The 16,885-nt window shown below is 47.8% G+C and carries 16 protein-coding genes; 5 read left to right on the plus strand and 11 right to left on the minus strand.

The window, feature by feature from the left end; all coding sequences use genetic code 11:
- Positions 1-94: 94 nt before the first annotated feature.
- The 3 genes from QUA40_RS02425 to QUA40_RS02435 form a co-directional block, all read right to left on the minus strand.
- Positions 95-433, minus strand: a complete 339-nt coding sequence (locus QUA40_RS02425; RefSeq protein WP_333073253.1) for a DUF3593 domain-containing protein — start codon at positions 431-433, stop codon at positions 95-97.
- A gap of 297 nt (positions 434-730) precedes the next feature.
- Positions 731-1,381 carry an ATP-binding protein gene (locus QUA40_RS02430; protein ID WP_333121488.1) on the minus strand — a complete coding sequence of 217 codons (651 nt, stop codon included), beginning with the start codon at positions 1,379-1,381 and terminating at the stop codon, positions 731-733.
- A gap of 210 nt (positions 1,382-1,591) precedes the next feature.
- Entirely contained in the window at positions 1,592-1,762 is a 171-nt protein-coding gene (locus QUA40_RS02435) for a hypothetical protein (RefSeq protein WP_333121489.1), read from the minus strand.
- 327 nt (positions 1,763-2,089) lie between these two features.
- Between QUA40_RS02435 and QUA40_RS02440 the strand changes: the two genes are divergently transcribed.
- On the plus strand, positions 2,090-2,833 hold the full coding sequence (locus tag QUA40_RS02440) for a pentapeptide repeat-containing protein (protein ID WP_333121491.1): 744 nt from the start codon (positions 2,090-2,092) through the stop codon (positions 2,831-2,833).
- A 104-nt stretch (positions 2,834-2,937) separates the two neighbouring features.
- Here QUA40_RS02440 and QUA40_RS02445 read toward each other — a convergent pair whose 3' ends face one another.
- A complete protein-coding gene (locus QUA40_RS02445) occupies positions 2,938-3,924 on the minus strand; it encodes an alpha/beta fold hydrolase (protein ID WP_333121493.1) in 987 nt (328 codons plus the stop codon).
- 118 nt (positions 3,925-4,042) lie between these two features.
- On the minus strand, positions 4,043-5,503 hold the full coding sequence (gene gatA / locus QUA40_RS02450) for an Asp-tRNA(Asn)/Glu-tRNA(Gln) amidotransferase subunit GatA (protein ID WP_333121495.1): 1,461 nt from the start codon (positions 5,501-5,503) through the stop codon (positions 4,043-4,045).
- 1,102 nt (positions 5,504-6,605) lie between these two features.
- Between gatA and QUA40_RS02455 the strand changes: the two genes are divergently transcribed.
- From QUA40_RS02455 to QUA40_RS02465, 3 genes are all read left to right on the plus strand, one after another.
- Positions 6,606-7,061: a helix-turn-helix domain-containing protein gene (locus tag QUA40_RS02455; protein ID WP_333082743.1), complete on the plus strand. Its 456-nt coding sequence runs from the start codon at positions 6,606-6,608 to the stop codon at positions 7,059-7,061.
- Positions 7,062-7,275: 214 nt separating this feature from the next.
- Positions 7,276-8,577, plus strand: a complete 1,302-nt coding sequence (locus tag QUA40_RS02460; RefSeq protein WP_333121497.1) for a serine hydrolase — start codon at positions 7,276-7,278, stop codon at positions 8,575-8,577.
- A gap of 56 nt (positions 8,578-8,633) precedes the next feature.
- A complete protein-coding gene (locus tag QUA40_RS02465; RefSeq protein WP_333121499.1) occupies positions 8,634-9,470 on the plus strand; it encodes an alpha/beta hydrolase in 837 nt (278 codons plus the stop codon).
- A 211-nt stretch (positions 9,471-9,681) separates the two neighbouring features.
- On the opposite strand, the gene QUA40_RS02470 is transcribed toward QUA40_RS02465, so the two are convergent.
- The 5 genes from QUA40_RS02470 to carA form a co-directional block, all read right to left on the minus strand.
- Positions 9,682-9,960 (minus strand): DUF1816 domain-containing protein, encoded by a 279-nt coding sequence (locus QUA40_RS02470; protein WP_333121501.1) that lies wholly within the window; start codon positions 9,958-9,960, stop codon positions 9,682-9,684.
- Between the two features lie 296 nt (positions 9,961-10,256).
- Entirely contained in the window at positions 10,257-11,684 is a 1,428-nt protein-coding gene (gene rlmB / locus QUA40_RS02475; RefSeq protein WP_333121503.1) for a 23S rRNA (guanosine(2251)-2'-O)-methyltransferase RlmB, read from the minus strand.
- Positions 11,685-11,947: 263 nt separating this feature from the next.
- Positions 11,948-12,394 (minus strand): ribonuclease III domain-containing protein, encoded by a 447-nt coding sequence (locus tag QUA40_RS02480; RefSeq protein WP_333121505.1) that lies wholly within the window; start codon positions 12,392-12,394, stop codon positions 11,948-11,950.
- Between the two features lie 383 nt (positions 12,395-12,777).
- Complete coding sequence (locus QUA40_RS02485; RefSeq protein ID WP_015176627.1) at positions 12,778-13,134, minus strand: STAS domain-containing protein; 357 nt, start codon at positions 13,132-13,134, stop codon at positions 12,778-12,780.
- 167 nt (positions 13,135-13,301) lie between these two features.
- Entirely contained in the window at positions 13,302-14,459 is a 1,158-nt protein-coding gene (gene carA / locus QUA40_RS02490; protein WP_333121507.1) for a glutamine-hydrolyzing carbamoyl-phosphate synthase small subunit, read from the minus strand.
- A 319-nt stretch (positions 14,460-14,778) separates the two neighbouring features.
- Between carA and QUA40_RS02495 the strand changes: the two genes are divergently transcribed.
- Positions 14,779-15,423, plus strand: coding sequence for a retropepsin-like aspartic protease (locus tag QUA40_RS02495; protein ID WP_333121509.1), 645 nt, complete (start codon positions 14,779-14,781; stop codon positions 15,421-15,423).
- A 341-nt stretch (positions 15,424-15,764) separates the two neighbouring features.
- Here QUA40_RS02495 and trpD read toward each other — a convergent pair whose 3' ends face one another.
- On the minus strand, positions 15,765-16,880 hold the full coding sequence (gene trpD, locus QUA40_RS02500; RefSeq protein WP_333121511.1) for an anthranilate phosphoribosyltransferase: 1,116 nt from the start codon (positions 16,878-16,880) through the stop codon (positions 15,765-15,767).
- Positions 16,881-16,885: the final 5 nt, after the last annotated feature.

Here is a 16,885-nt window from a genome sequence, read left to right on the forward strand (position 1 = left end):
GGCTCACAAACTGGTATGTCAACAGTTAACTGTTAACTACAGCTCTTCTGGAGCATTTATGCGGAGAGCAAATACCAAACTGAGATGATCCCGGCTATTCTCCCCCATCTAAAAGACACTCTTGCTCCTCGCCGCCCTTCTGTGAGGATGCTTTGGCTTTAATCACCGCTTCTCTAAAGCCTAAAACTAATAAAATATTGGCAAGTGTTAAAAATAGTTCTGCAGAACCGTGCAGCCAATCGACATTTGCTAGCGACTCGTTGTAGGCAACTTTTGCGTAAATTGCGGCGGGAATCGTCACCGCTACAAAAACGAGAGTGCCGTAAAATCCCATCAGAGCTAAACGGGGTGTTTTTCCCGATCGAGTCAAAAACCAGAGAAATCCCAAGTAGGGAAATAGAGACAGAACAAATAAAGTTTCTTTGGAAATCATTAGTAATTCGTGAGCAACCAGATACTATGATAAATTAAAAAGTCAAAAATTAGTGTGAATAATTTTTAACTTTTAATGGGTAGTTTTTAATATTTAATTAGACAGATTCACCCGTTTCTATCAAACCGCTATAGAATCACCCAAGACCACAACTCTTAACCCAAGCCGCAGCAGGTGGGCAGTATTCACAACCCCTCACCCACGCGGAGACAAAACCCGTCACTTTTCCCCTAACACCGTTTTTATAATAACACATTTTTCACCGTGCCAGTCTGTTAATTGTCCCTCACTCCAAAGCTACCCAGCAATTAGAAATAGAGACGGTTCCAAAGTTTTATGTCTGCTAGGCATCAAGCAATCATCGTTCAAAACCTCTAAATCAAAGCAGTTATTTCTATCTGCTGCCAGAATTTCATTCAGCTTAGCATCAAAATCAAAACACGGCCCGCAATCCCAAACTTTGAGTTCCAACCGTCCGTTAAACACCCAAATTTCCAGTTGAACAGGAGTTTCTACTGGCAAATTTTTGTGAGCGTGGCGAACTGCATTAGTGAAACCTTCAGCCAGCGCCAACTGAAACTTCCACCAAACCTCATTGGGGAGCGATATATCTTTCAACTGTTCAAACCACAACAAAACTTGAGTTAAAGCCTTGACATCTGTGGTGACTTGCAGGCTAATATGTTGAACACAAGTTTCATGCAGCTCTTCTTCCTGCTCTGTTTCAGTCTGCCAATCCCAAGTGTTTAATAAATTCATTAACCCATCTAAAACGCTAGCTTTTTTTATATTTTGGGAGCGATCGCGACTTTCTACTTCGTAGCTTTTGCTCAGCGACAAACAATTTCGATTGTCGAGAGTCCGGGTGTAACTGATCTCGTCTGCAATCTGCCACATGAGTTTGATCCCCCTGCCACCTTCTGCAAGTTGATCTATGCTGTTCGACATCTATTTTCCTCGTCTGAAACTATTAGCTGTACCCTATTTTCCCACCCGCCGAGACACGTAGTATTTGTTTTATACTTGCTTGCTCGGTATTATTTCGGGGATCACACAAAAATGCTATCTTTTTTACAGAAGGCAGCGCATCAGCAATATGTCTTAAGAGTCTAAGCCAATTGGCTTATTTACCGATCGCCTGTACGGAGAACGATCGCCCTACGCAGCACAATCCAACTGCACTAAGTACAAATACTTATTTGTTGTCGGAGTCAGCCACTTGCCTGGGCCGTCACAAGCTCCAGAATCCCTGGGATTGAGCGTGGGCTTCGGGCCGTTGGAAGCGGGAAGGGAGCCTGGAAGTGTTCTCATCCCAAAGGCGTAAGCCATATCCGTGAGGGCGATCGAACCTTACACCGTCGAGCCGCGTCAATCCACTAGACTAGGACTTACGCAAACAACCCGGTTTCTGCTTAGGATCGTGAATTAAATAATTTGCATCAGCCTGTGGGATGGGCCAGAAAGCCCGTCCCTTATAGACGGGCGAGACGCCCATCTCACAAGAAAATCACGCATTGCAGGTTATTTAATTCTCATTCCTTAGAATATTGGGTTTGAGAGCGAGAAATTAACGCGGAAACCGGGTTTTTGGACCCGCGCGTGTAAGTCCAGCAGACAACTCGGTGATGAAAGGCAGTTACAGGACTTACGCAGACCATGACCAAAATCAAACTTAAAATTCTGACGGCAGCGATAATGCTACTCCCATTTTGCGCCGCACTTCCCTTATCAGCTCAAAATCTGTCTCTAGTCAAGCGGCTGCTAGAAACCAGAGGATGTCCCGGATGCGACTTATTTGGCGCTTCCTTGAGCCGTGCAGATTTGTTTGGCGCTTCCTTGAGCCGCGCCACTCTCAGCAGGGCCGACTTAGTTGATGCCGACTTGACTGCGGCTGACTTAATGGAAGCTAATTTAAACAACGCCAACATGAGAAACGCCTTGTTGGCCGACGCCGACCTCAGCAAAGCCGACATGAGCAGGGCAGACATCAGGGGAGCCAACTTAGAAAATGCCAACCTCAGCGAGAGTTTTCTGCGAGACGCATCCCTCCAGTTGGCTAATTTAAAATGCAGTAATTTGAGCGCCGCCAAACTAAGTAGAACCGACCTGAGAAATGCCGATTTAGCTGGTGCAAGTCTCCGCGGTGCCGACCTCCAAGAAGCCGATTTAAGCGGTGCAAATCTCAGCGGGGCCGACCTTAGAGCGGCCGACTTGAGGGATGCTAGATTGAACAAAGCTAATCTTACAGATGCCAATCTCTGCGGCGCCCGGATGCCAGACAGAAAAATATCTCGGCGCGGCTGCGAAGTTAAGAAAGAACAAGCGATAAGCACGAACAATTACTGCAATTATTGCTATGCCTTGAATGACTGGTGGCTGAATGTGTTAAGGTTGAACTAAGCGGTATCATCGGGATAACTGCTCCGCTTTAGATATGTACTGTTAGAAAGGCGAGCAGGCGGTACATATATCAAACTTAACCTGTTACCGCCAATAGCTTTTATCTACTTTGAAGAACCTAAAAATTGGCTCAGTATTTGCAGATATTCTGCGCCCCCGATCTGTGCCACATTAGTGTGACCTCCATCAGGAACTATGTAAAGCTGTTTGGGCTCCGGTGCGGCCTCAAACATTTTTTTGCTCATTTCGACTGGAACTACATTGTCAGCAGTCCCGTGAATAAAGAGCACGGGCATTTGCAGGCGATCGACTTTTGAAAGAGAATCAAACCGCTGTGTCAGCAAAAAATCGATCGGAAACATCCAAAACAGCCCTTTTTGGAACTCCACCATCGCCCGCGTCGAAGTAAAAGAGCCTTCTACAATTACCCCTGCCGCCTCCGGGTGACGCACGGCTAGATCGATCGCGATCGCCCCTCCCAAAGAATGACCGTAGATATAAATTTGATTCGGGTTAATCCCCCGCTGTTTCACCAAATAATCCCAAGCAAGTTGAGCATCCTCATAAACCTGAGATTCACTCGGAAAATCGCCCTGGCTTTTTCCATAACCACGATAATCCATCACAAATACCGACAAACCTAATCGATGAAATCGATAAGCGTGTTCGACATTTGCTCCCACATTTGAAGCATTGCCGTGCAGGTACAAAACTACCCCCCCTAACCCCCCTTTGTTAAGGGCGGGAACCGCAGCGATCGCCCGTTTGTCACTTTGGGGCGTAGCCAGAAACGACTCCCCCTTTCTCGCTCCACCCCTTGCTAAAGGGGAACTGGGGGGATTTTTCGAGGCAGGAATCCACCACCCGTGCACGGTGTCCACCCCACCTGTTTTAGTTGGAATTGGCAGCCAAACATCTTGATATTTCAACTGGAAATCATCTGGCGTAGTTTCGATCGCCCGCGCGGGAAAAAAGATAAACTTACCTTGCGCTACAAATAGGAATACACAAGCAGCAGAATAAGCAACGGTCAAAACTATCCCAAAAGCTATTAGCGATTTAGACAAAAGGAATACTAGCAACTTGTTCATAGATAGAGCACGCGGGAAAGTAGAGATCGCTCAAAAGCTAATGGCAAATGATTAATTCAGACAATTAGCCAAGATCGATTACTAACTTCCGCCGCAGCATTCCGGCGATTTTCAAAAATTAATCCAATTCCGGGTGGTGTAAGTGCCAATTCGTAGACTGTTCGTAAGCGTGAGCCACTTGAAACAACCGAGATTCTTGCAAAACATTACCAATCAGTTGTATACCCACCGGCAGTCCTTTATCATCAAATCCGCAGGGCAAACTCAAAGCTGGCAAACCAGCAAGATTCACGGGAATAGTCATCAAATCTGACAAATACATACTCAGGGGATCATTGAATTTTTCGCCTGCCTTAAATGCGGTAGTAGGAGCCGTGGGACAGACTAAAACATCAACTTGAGAAAAAGCTTTTTCAAAGTCTTCTTTAATCAAAGTCCGAACTTTTTGAGCTTTTAGATAATAGGCATCGTAATATCCAGCCGACAATACGTAAGTGCCGATCGCAATCCGGCGTTTAACTTCCGCACCGAACCCTTGAGAGCGGGTTTTGGCATACATATCCAAAAGATTATCGGGATCTGGAGATCGGAAACCGTACTTCACTCCATCATATCGCGCCAAATTTGCCGAAGCTTCCGAGGGAGCAATGATGTAGTAAGTGGGCAAACCGTAGCGAAACCGGGGACAAGAAATGACTTGAATTTCTGCGCCCAATTGTTGAAATTGCTCGATCGCCTTAGTAACAGCGTCTTTAACCCCCGATTCCAGCCCTACACCAAAAGTTTCTTTAATTACACCAATTCTAATCTGACCCTTTGGTCGCAAACTGGGTCTTAAAGCTTGAGCGTAGTCAGGAATTGGGACATTAAGACTCGTGGAATCTCTCGAATCATAACCCGCGATCGCCCCCAACAAAATCGCCGTATCCTCAACATTCCGGCCAAAGGGCCCGATTTGATCGAGTGAAGAAGCATAGGCCACCAAACCGTAGCGAGAAACCAACCCATAAGTCGGTTTCAGCCCCACCAACCCGCAAAAAGCAGCAGGTTGGCGGATTGAGCCCCCAGTATCCGAACCCAAACTCACGACGCATTCTCCCGCGGCTACCGCTGCGGCCGAACCGCCAGAAGACCCTCCGGGCACGCGCTCCAAGTCCCAAGGATTCGCGGTAACTTGATAGGCAGAAGTTTCTGTCGAGCTCCCCATTGCAAACTCGTCCATATTCGCCTTACCCACAATCACCGCACCGGCTGCTTGGAGTTTCGAGACGACGGTGGCATCGTAGGGAGGAACAAAATTCTCCAAAATTCGAGAGGCGCAGGTTGTGGGAACGCCCTCGGTACACATATTATCTTTAACGGCGATCGGGATGCCGGCCAACAGCCCAATTTGCTCTCCGGCTGCGATTTGGGCATCCACTTTATGGGCCTGCGCCAATGCGCTGTCTGCCGTAACGCACAGAAAGCTTTTCAACTTCGGCTCTAGCTGGGTAATTCGGTCTAATGCTTCTTGAGTAATTTCCACAGCAGAGCGTTCTTTATTGACCAGTTGTCGGTGCAACTCGCGGATGGATGCCATGCTCGTACCTTTATCATTTCTACTTTGAGACAATACAGTTAATATAGCTGGCAATTGTACCTGCTTACAGCCCGAAGGCAAAGTCGGCTATTTTTGTGGCGAAAGTTCGAGCCTCAAAGAGGGCTCCGCTAACGGGCGATCGGTCATTTTATCTACAATAGATTAAATTCCCCAAATGCCACCGGACACAAAATAGCGATCGAGTTTTTTACCTAATCTTTTAACAAGCCAAGAAGGCAACTGTATCAGGACTGATGCAAAAAGTGGTTTGACGCGAGATTTATATGAGTAAGGGGTAAGGTGTGCAATGTGGCCGCTACATAATTAGGTTCTGCCTCCAAGAATGTATATGCAAGATCACAATCATTAGGAAATCCGTCATTCCCAATTCTGTAATCTAAATTATAAAATATTAGAATCCAGCTTCTCTTCGACGAAACCCAGCATTTAGGGTAGAAAAAGATGGCATAAAAAATAAACTAATCCCCGGTCATGACTGCTTTCTTCCCGGGAATCTTCAGACAACACTAAGAATTTATTTAAAGAAAAATTTTTAGTGTTGTGTTAGATACAATTTATTTTAAACAGCATATTTGGAAGCATCCAAAGCTGATTTTAAAAGAGATCAATTGCCTTTGGAAAATCCATAATAAACTAAAAATAGAAATTCTGATAATCTAATATTAGATTATTGCTGTATACTTCCTAATAATTAGGAGCAGATTATGAAGAGGACTTTTGTAGTCAAAAATTACTGAAAGTTATCAGTCATCCGAGTGAATTAATGAATGGCGACTGCGCGATCGAAGAAAATAGTGATCGACCTTTTCCGCTCCAGGCCCATTGTGCCAGAGGTGAAAAAGCCTGTCAGAAATCTGGGGCTCACAAAAAAGCTCGAAACGCTCACCGCCACGCCGAGGTCTTTTGTTGCGCGCACCTGCAAAAAAACAGCAGTCCTTCCTCAAGTGCGACTAGCTGCGTGCATTGGGGGTAAAAAAACCTACTTATTTGCCCGAACGATCCCCAGGAAAATAATTTCATCCGGAATTATCCCCAAAACCAAAGATATATGGTAAGAAGTTCCCGATGCCCCGTTGGAGGAATGCCACCTAAAGCTCACTTAGAATCCCACCTGACGGCAGAGGAACTCAAAATTCGCTACCGGCAGGCACAAAACACCACAGAGTCGCGCCGCTGGCACTTGCTGCTGTTAGTTTCCCGAAATTGGACTATCAAACAAGCAGCCCAAGTCGTAGGCCTCAACTACGACTACGCCAAAGAAATTGTCCAGCGCTACAACCGAGAAGGGCCTAACTCTGTGAGAAATCGCAGCGGAGACCGCCAGCCCCCTCCTGCCAAATCCTTGCTGAATCCTGAACAGCAGGAAGAACTGCGACAAGCGCTGCAAGGCCCTGCCCCCGACGGCGGAGACTGGACAGGCCCCAAAGTCGCTCGCTGGATTGCCGAAAAGATTGGTAGCGATCATGTCTGGCCCCAACGCGGCTGGGATTATCTCAAGCGGTTGGGTGCTGACTGGCGACGGCGGCGCAGAAAGTAGATAGTTAGCAATATTTAGAGGGGGTTGATTGCCTTCGTGCGATCGCTCCCTTTATTTTGGTTATTTTGCCACATTGGCGCGATCAAAACCATTTGAGATTTTAGATTTTAGATTTGTTCTCCTATCTAAAATCTCCCATCTAAAATCTCAAACCGTTTGACTGATGTAACAATAGCTGCTTATATAGAATTTGGTTGTGTTGAGGATGTTAAATATGCCAGAGTTCAGGCGTTTTTTGTCGATCGCCAACAAGATGGCGGCAGTAGTAGCCGGCATTGGACTGGTTCAGATGTTAACCATCGCAAGTTCATTCTCTCAATCATCTAGCCCGCGTTCCCTAGACGAACTCTACAAAACTCGCGATCGGCTCGTCACCGAATTAGAACAACCCCCCTCTCCCTCCCCAGAACCAACCCTGCTCTCGCGCTTAGTTCCCGTTGCCGCCAATCCTCAAGAACAACTGCTACAGCAGTTGCAAGCGGTGGAAGCTCAAATATTAGTAGAACAGAGGGCTAAGGACGACTTACAGCAAGCAGTCCGTTTAGCCAACAGAGCCGTAGAAACTAAACGGCAGCAAAATAAGTCGATCGAATCTTCGCAGCAAACTCAATTTTTATGGCATCAGGCCCTCAACAACTTGCAGGAAGTTCCTCAAAATTCATTTTTAGCTTCCCTCACTGCCTCGAAAACTAAAGAATACCGGGAAAATTTAACGCTAGCAACCTCTCAAGTGCAGCAAGCAAAATCAGATTTTTTGGCGGAGGTAGCCCGGGAAAGCGGTTTGTCTGAGCAAGCTTCGATCGGTGTTTGCAACCTTTCTAGAGAGTGCGTACACCTCCGGGGCGATGTGCCTCCTGTCAGTCCGGCCAGCTTAATTAAATTGCCGATTGCTGTCGCCCTGATGCAAAAAGTCGCAAAAGAAAAAATTAGTCTCAACCAGGAAGTATTTGTCAATGGGGGTAATTTCACCGAAGACTCATCTACGCAGATTTTGTCCCCTAAAAATTACCCGCTACACCTACTGTTAGAAGAAATGATTGATCGCAGCAGCAATACCGCCACCAATCAACTGATAGATTATTTGGGAGCAGATTACATCAATCAATTTTTAGATAATCGCGGCTACCAAGTCACCCGCGTCAACTTCAAATTAATGGGGGAAAAGATTATGCCCTCCAACCCCGGTTCTGGTCCCAACCGCCTGACTGCTAACGAACTCACCGAAATGATGGTGCAAATTTACAACGGCGAAACACCCGGTGCTAAACTATTAATAGAAACGCTCAACCGCCAGTACGATCACGCTCTGGGATTTGCCGCCTTGGAAGGAACTAAAGCTCAGTGGTTGGGCGAAAAAACCGGCCAAAATTCCCTGGTACTCGGCACAACTTTAGCGATGAGCATTGACGGCGAAGCCTATGTGATGACTGTGATTGACACCCGCAGCGGCGATCTACAAATGCGCCAGTCTATTTCTAAAATTGCCGATTACATTGTCCGAAACCCCAGCTTTTAATGGCTGGAATATAAAATTTATAGCCGGGGACAACGCACCGCCCAAATAGTTAAAAAATGCCGCATCAAAAACTCAGTGTTTCCGTCAAAGGCAAAGGGTTTCCGATTCTCTGCTTGCACGGCCATCCAGGTTCCGGCGATTGTATGTCAGTTTTCACAGAACACCTATCAAAACGCTTCCAGACGATCGCCCCAGACTTGCGCGGATACGGCAACAGCCGCACCTCAACTCGCTTTGAAATGACCGACCACCTGCTCGATTTAGAAGCACTATTAGACCGATTGGGAGTTGATCGGTGTTTGGTGATCGGATGGTCTTTGGGAGGGATTTTAGCCCTGGAATTAGCCATGAAATATCCAGGGCGAGTCACCGGTTTGATTCTACTTGCATCCGCCGCCAAACCGCGAGGAAGTCACCCTCCCATCTCTTGGCAAGATAACCTTTACACCGGTCTAGCCGGAATTATCAATTGGGCGATACCCGGTTGGCAGTGGAATATTGATACTTTTGCTAGGCGATCGCTCTTTCGCTACTTGATACAGCAGCAGAAACCCACCCCTTACCGCTACTTAGCACAGGCAGGTACCCCCGCCTACCTCAAGACTTCCAACATGGCCACCAAGGCGTTAAATACCGCTCTGAGGGCTGGATACGATCGACTGATCCACCTCGGCGACATTCAATGTCCGTGCTTGGTGTTGGCCGGAGAGGACGATCGGCACATCACCTCAGCATCTAGTTTAGAAACCGCCCGCCACCTCCACGATTGTCAGTGGCAGTGCTATCCAAATACAGCCCACTTGTTCCCTTGGGAAATTCCCGATCAGGTAATCGCAGACATCGATCGTTGGATTGAGAAATTCCCCCAAGCAATTGGTAATTGCGAGTCTTAATTTTGGAGTTTGTCAGAAGCAATTAATCACCCAACAGTCAAGAATTTTGAATTTATATCGTTTCCGTTTGCCTCCGAATCATAATTGTCGGAGTACAGTGCGAGCTTCCCGTTCGCTATTGGGGAGCGCAAGAAGGGTGTAATTCCGTAGTTACCGGATTTTAATTTACAACTCAAAACTCAAAACTCAAAACTCAAAATTCCCCCTGCTTCTACTGACCGCTCAAAACAGGCAACAGCCCTCCCTCACTAAGCTTTCCCAAATCATCTGCAACCGTCAAAGTAAGAGGTTTGCAGCGCAGAATTGAAACACGAAGACCTTCTGCACCTTCATTTTCTAGGTCTTCTATATATCCTGCTTTTGCAGATTCCGCTTCTGGAGCCGTCAAAAACGGCCCAAAATAGTAAATGCACCGCGGCGCTGAAGTTTTCACTTCAACCCACCAAGCCAATCCGAAAAAATTGAGCAAGCTAATCAAGAATTCTTTCATCTGATTTTCTAATGTATTTGACGGTGTTTTCAGGGTGCTGCGAACACGCCTAGGCTTTTGTTATTTACACGTGGCTGACTGCTACCAAGAACCGACCCCAACCTATTTAAAGCTGATCTCTAAATAGATTGGTGTCGAATTCCTGTTTGAACGTAGGGGCAATGCCCCTTCTACTTTCCCCTGAAGAAGTAACGACAGCCGATCGGCTATCCTTACTTGTTCAAAATGTGCTGCCGCTCAATTCTGGGCGGCATTCACAATAAACTACTCTGTTCTACTCTTTTTTTCAACCACTTTTACGATCCGTGTACATGAAACTTTTTGGGCCCGCGCTGGCGGTAAATTTCGTATAAAACCATCCCCGTTGCTACCGAGACATTCAGGCTAGGAGTATGGCCCCTTAAAGGAATTGAAACTAATCCGTCACAGCCGCGCTGTATCAAAAGGCTCAAACCGTCAGCTTCACCCCCCACAACTAAAACAGTGGGCCCAGAGAACTTGATTGTCTCTACCGAGTCACCCACGCCTGCGGCAGTGCCATAAATCCAGAATCCAGCCTCTTTCAATTCTTCCAGCGCCCGGTTAAGATTGACAACCCTCGCCACTGGCAGGCTTTCCAATGCCCCTGCTGCCACTTTTCTTACTGCCGAGGTAATCCCAACAGCCCGCCGCTGCGGAATCACCATGCCCTGAGATCCCAATGCTTCTGCGGTGCGAATGATCGCCCCTAGATTGTGCGGGTCATTGAGTCCTTCTGCCACCACAATTACTGGATCTTCGCAAGCAGACTTAGCCTTTGCTATCAGTTCGCTCAAGTCCAGGTATTCGTAGGCTGATACTTGAGCCGCTACGCCTTGGTGGTTTGCCTTGCGCGTGATGTAGTCGAGGCGCAAATCGTCAACTTCGTCAATGATGCTGCCGTTGGCTTTGGCTTCGGTTAGCAAGCTGTGAAAGCGGGGATCGTAGCGCAGGTGCGGGACAACCCAGATCCGGTTGAGGACTTGGTTTGTTTCTAAAGCCGCTTGCACCGCATGGCGGCCGTAAATCATGTCGTCTGTGTCTGCGTCTGGTTGCACGACTGTATTTGAGGCAGTGTCAACAGGTCGAGTGTCTCTGTCTTTGTCTCTGTCTCTGAAATGGTTGCCCCGGAATTCCTGCGGGCTATTGTCTTTGTCTCTGTCTTTGTAATAATTGCCCCTGGATTCCTGCGGGCTGCTATCTCTGTTTCTGTCTCGGAAATTGTTGCGGGCCGGCTGGGGGCTGCTATCTCTGTCTCTGTCTCGGAAATTGTTGCGGGCCGGCTGGGGGCTGCTGTCTCTGTCTCTGTCTCGGAAATTGTTGCGGGTCGGCTGGGGGCTGCTATCTCTGTCTCTGTCTCGGAAATTGTTGCGGGCCGGCTGGGGGCTGCTGTCTCTGTCTTGGTAATAATTGCCCCGGGATTCCTGCGGGCTGCTGTCTCTGTCTTGGAAAGAATTATTTCTGCGAAGGGAGGGTTGGCTGTCGGAATCCACTCTCCGTTTGAAAATTGCTCTCACGGGCATTTCTCGGGATTGGGGGGAGAAGGTCGATCGCTTTTGAGGCGCGTCTACTCCGCGAGTTTCGGGACGGGGCTTGCGTTCAAAGCGGGGAGAGGACGGTTGTGAGTCCTGACGGCGGCCTTCGCTTTTGAATGGCTTGCTGTCGGAATTTGATCGCGAGGAGTTTGGTCTGGTAAATTTTCTCATTGGTTTCTTGTGGTCAAAACGTTTTGGCTGAAGGCTAATCGGTTGTAGATTGTAGACTTGAGATTCTTGATTGAGGGAGCAATCTTGGGGCTTTGAGATTTTAGATATTCTAGGGAGGGAGCAAGGATTTTGCTGTGTTCAAATTGCTAGTTAATAACTGATAAATCCTGTTTTGCCGATCGAGATTTTTCCGGTTTTATGTTAGCCGTGCCAGGATGGTTAATTAATCCCTCCCCATTCCCAACTCTTAACTGCTAAATCCTTTATGTCTCAAGATCTAAAAGTGCCAGAAGTTCGGTCAATCTTTCGGGATCGGTGAGATACAAATATCCGACCAAGGTTTCTAAGCTGCTGGCTTGTTGGTATATCTCTGGATCTGCTCGTTTAGAACGGCCCGCTGCAGCATTGCGGCCACGCTTGACAATTGCTAATTCTGTACTGTTCAAGTAAGGAGAGATCGATCGCAAGTGACGCGCTTGAGTTTCGGCTCGTACTTGCCCCACCACCAATTCGTGATAAGCTTGCAATCTTTTGGGTGGCACTAAGTACGAACTACGAACGTAGAGTTCGTACACTGCATCTCCCAAATATGCCCAGGCTGCGGGCGAAATTCTTTCTATTTCTGCTGGTGTAGCCCTCGCAGGATGCACTCGATTTAAACTGATATCCGTCAGACTCAGTTTGAGCCCGTCATCTGCGATCGGCGACATACTTTTTTAAATAAAACTTTCGCACAGCTTGGTTTTTCTAGTCACTTACTTATTGCGTCTTTCGTTACTTCAGCAATTATAGCTTTCACAGGAGAGTTCGCTCTCAGATCACGAAGCGAGATATATAGGCAAAGCCTGGCGCGACGATCGCACTCCTGAAAAAGGCTTTTTACCAAATGGGGATGCTTTAATTTTTATACCATTTTTCCGCGTGTTTGCCACACATATTTTACTGCCACTCCACCGAAACTCTAAGCATCGGGGAAATAGCGGCTGGCGAGTGTCGCAGCTTCTGGGAAAATCGGTATTGTTTTACCAGCACAAAAATAAAAATTTGCTATCCAGCGTTGAGAACCGGATAGCTAATTTAATTCACTTTGGCGTCAAGCATCCTTGACGTTTTTTACCGCCTCATCAACCGAAGGCTGCAAAGACAAAAATTTCTCTAAGCGAACCAGTTTAACAGTCTGAGTTACGCGGGGATTTGAGACAATTTGCAATGTCCCTTCCAAGGTTTGGGCTTTTTTGACAAGTTGCACAAGTGCGCCCAAGCCTGAACTATCCACAAAGTCTATCTGAGACAAGTCCAAAATTACGTGTTTTGGGCCCTCGTCAATACATTTGCTTATTACCTTCCGAAAAGTGGCCTCAGAAAAAGCGTCCAGCAGGCCCGTCAGGCGAAATAACTGACAGTTATTCCTGACTTCGCGAGTGCCTCTGAGGCTAACGGTCAGGGTCAATGACTCAGAAATGACACCCTCCTAGCTAGATATGGCTTAAAGTCGAGGCTTCATTATACGAGTTTTTTGGTCTTTTGTCTACATTTTTTTAGTCATTAGTCATTAGTCAGAAGCGATCGACACAAACAGCCTCTGATGACTGCTGACTAATGACTGCTGACTAAGGACTACTTTCTGCTGGCTACTTTCTGATGGTTTCGCATTGACTGCACGAATCGATCGAATAAATAGTCGGCGTCGTGCGGGCCAGGACTGGCTTCTGGGTGGTACTGGACTGAGAACAGTGGCAGGGTTTTGTGCTTCAATCCGGCTACGGTGCGATCGTTCAAATTGAGATGAGTAATTTCTACTTCGGGGACTAGGGAATCGGGGTTGATGGCAAAACCATGATTTTGGCTAGTAATTTCTATTTGCTGAGTTAAACCCGCTGGATGATTCAATCCCCGGTGGCCGAACTTAAGTTTAAAAGTTTCTGCACCCAAGGAAAGTCCCAAAATCTGGTGTCCCATGCAGATGCCGAATACGGGTTTGTCCGACTTTAACAAAGCTTTCGCAGTCGCGATCCCTTCCGTTACCGCCGCCGGATCTCCGGGGCCGTTGGACAGAAAAATGCCGTCCGGGTTGTATTTGAGGATTTCCTCCGGCGACGTGTCAGCCGGGACAACGATGACCCGACACCCGTAACTCGCCAGACGGCGCAGGATGTTGCGCTTGATCCCAAAGTCTAGCGCTACCACCGTCCACATTTGGCCGTTAGCAGGTTTGACTGTAGGACTGAACTCCCAAACCGAGTCCGTGGCTTCAGACCACTCGTAAACCTCGCGAGTCGTGACTTCCTGGACCAGATTCAGCCCGTCCATGCTGGGGGCGTCTTGCACTTGCTCCAAAAGCTCCGCCTGGTCGAGAATCGTGGTCGAAATGCCACCGTTGATCGCTCCCACCGTGCGAATTTTGCGAGTGAGAGCGCGGGTGTCGATCCCGTAAATGCCGGGGATATCGTACTGTTTTAGGTAGTCTTGCAGAGATTGCGAGCAGCGCCAGTTGCTGGGGCGGCTGCATACGTTCCGGGCGATCGCACCTCGAATTTGCGGGCGCGAGGATTCTTCGTCTTCGAGATTTACCCCGGTATTGCCCAATTCTGGATAAGTAAAAGTTACAATTTGACCGCAATAGCTGGGATCAGTCAATACTTCTTGGTAGCCCGTCATTCCCGTATTAAATACTACCTCGCCAACGACGGTGGCGTCAGCGCCAAACGACCAGCCGCGGTAAGCAGTACCGTCAGCCAGGACTAGGAGAGCGGGTTGTGCAGTTGAAAGTGACATGGCATCCTTAATTACTTTCGTTTGGTTTAATTCTTACCACTGCCAGGGATTTGATGCTAGTCGGCAATATACAGATATTATTTTAATTTGTGCAAGGGTTCGGAAAAGCAAGGCACTTATGCCGGAGGCCGGATGCAGAAGGCACTTATGCCACAGGTAATCAAAAAGCAGCAATAAGTGCAAATTCTCCATCTCCCCCCGCGCCAGCAATTTATCTGCCAGCAGCTTAGGCGGCGGGCGGAAATTCTATATCTCTACCAAATCTATACCAAAAGGCAGTTGTCGCTGTTACGATCGAGCTACAGCGTTTAATCAAACTATGCCCAGCAAATCTCCCTTGCCTTTACCCTCAAACTCAAAAAAGCCTGTACTGATCCCTCAAAACCTGCGCCAACCTTTACTGGTTGTAGCAGGGGTTATTTCTCTGAGCAGTTCAATTTTAGTAGGGACGGTTGCCAACTCCTCGCGAGCAGTGGCTCAAGAAAGTGAGGGATGCTTCATGCGGAGTTCGTCAGGCCGCACCCTCAACCTCAGCCAATCAGTCTGCGGTTTTCTACCCGAAGGATTGACTCCCGCCACTTCGGCGACGGCCAAGTCGGGAGTGTTTCAGGCAAAAATCAAACGCCGAGAGGCTAATATCCCGGTCATAGAAGTCACGTTTAACGGCAAACAAAAGTTCGAGATGATGGTAGATTCTGGAGCTAGTGGCACAGTAATTACACCAGCAATGGCTAAAGCCTTGGGCGTTGTTCTCCAGGGAACAGTGCAAGCACAAACTCCGAACGGAGTGGCTACTTTTCCCCTCGGTCGCTTGACTTCTATTGAAGCAGGTGGTTTGGCGGTTCAAAATGTAGTTGTTGCCGTCTCGCCATCCCTAGAGATCGGACTGTTGGGTCACGACTTTTTTGGCAATAAAGACATAACTATTAAGCAAGATGTCATAGAATTTCGATCGCGGTCTTAAAAAAAACGCAGAAGGAAGAGGGAAGAAGTAAAGAAAGATTTAGAATTAAAAAATTTTTATTGTTGGTCAGTTAAAACTGACATCTTGCACCATTCTCAAGAACAGGCTTTCCGGCCTGTTCCACAAAGAGTGAATTTTCTTGTAGAACAGGCCGGAAAGCCTGTTCATAAAAAGCTTATTGAGAATGGTGCAACATCTCAGTTAAAACAAAAAATTCCTTCATCCTTCATCCTTCATCCTTCATCCGTTACATCCGTGGAGCGAATCCGTTGCCGAACTTCCTTCTTCCTGACTTCCGTTACATCCGTGGAGCGAATCCGTTGCCGAACTTCCTTCTTCCTTCATTTCAAAAACTCAATCAACTGTTGCAGCTTCAACCAAGATTCGCCACTCAATAAAATGTCCTTAGCCAGAGAAACTCCTGCTGCGTGAGAACCCATAGGAATTGCCCCTCCCACCTGAAAAGCCAAAGACGCATTCAAAGCTACAACATCCATTTGTGCTGGCGTACCTTTGCCTTGCAAAACGTTCCGCAAAATCTCGGCGTTTTCCTCAACATTTCCGCCTTTTAACGAGCCGATCGCACTTGGTGTCAATCCTACCTTTTCCGGGTCTAAAGTAGTCAGTTCCACATTGCCACCCGACAAAACGGCCAAATCAGTCACATCACCTAAACCCGCCTCATCCAACTTTTCTCTGCCGTGAACGACTACAGCCAACTCAGTCCCCAACTCGCCCAAAGCTTGGGCAATAGTTGATACCAGACTAGGATCGAACACCCCAATTACCTGCCCTGTAGGGCGCATAGGATTGACAAGGGGCCCTAAAAGGTTAAAAACAGTCCGCACCTTCAAAGTGCGCCGCAGCGACGCTACAGCCTTAAGTGCGGGATGCCACCCAGGGGCAAATAAAAAGGTGATACCCACGGAGTCTACGGCAGCTTTCACCTTCGCGGCATCGGCGTTGAGGTTGACTCCGAGTGCTTCCAACACGTCAGCAGAGCCCACTTTGCTTGATGCCGATCGATTTCCGTGTTTCGCGACTCGAACTTTGCCGGCGGCAGCCACAAAAGCTACAGCAGTGGAAATGTTAAACGTGGAAGCGCCGTCGCCCCCCGTGCCGCAAGTATCAATTAATTTGAGATTTGAGATGGGAGATTTGGGATCGAAAACGCTCTCCGACTCGCCTGTGAGGGACTGAGACTGCAATACCTGAGCCATTCCTGCTAATTCTTGGGCAGAGATGCCTTTGGCTTGGAGGGCTGCTAAAATCGCTCCTGAGAGGACGGGGGGAATGGCTTCTGCGAGCCATCCCTGCATTAAGTCGGCTGCTTGGGCGCGTGAGAGAGATTGTCTGTCTAATAGTTGTTGCAGGAGGGCTGGCCACAGAGAAGAATCCGCCGTCTGGGTTGAAGCTGGGGATAACTCTGGCGTTGCTAGTAGAGGAGAATCTGTCATTTATT

It is taken from the genome of Microcoleus sp. Pol11C3 (assembly GCF_036701485.1).
GTDB lineage: Bacteria > Cyanobacteriota > Cyanobacteriia > Cyanobacteriales > Microcoleaceae > Microcoleus.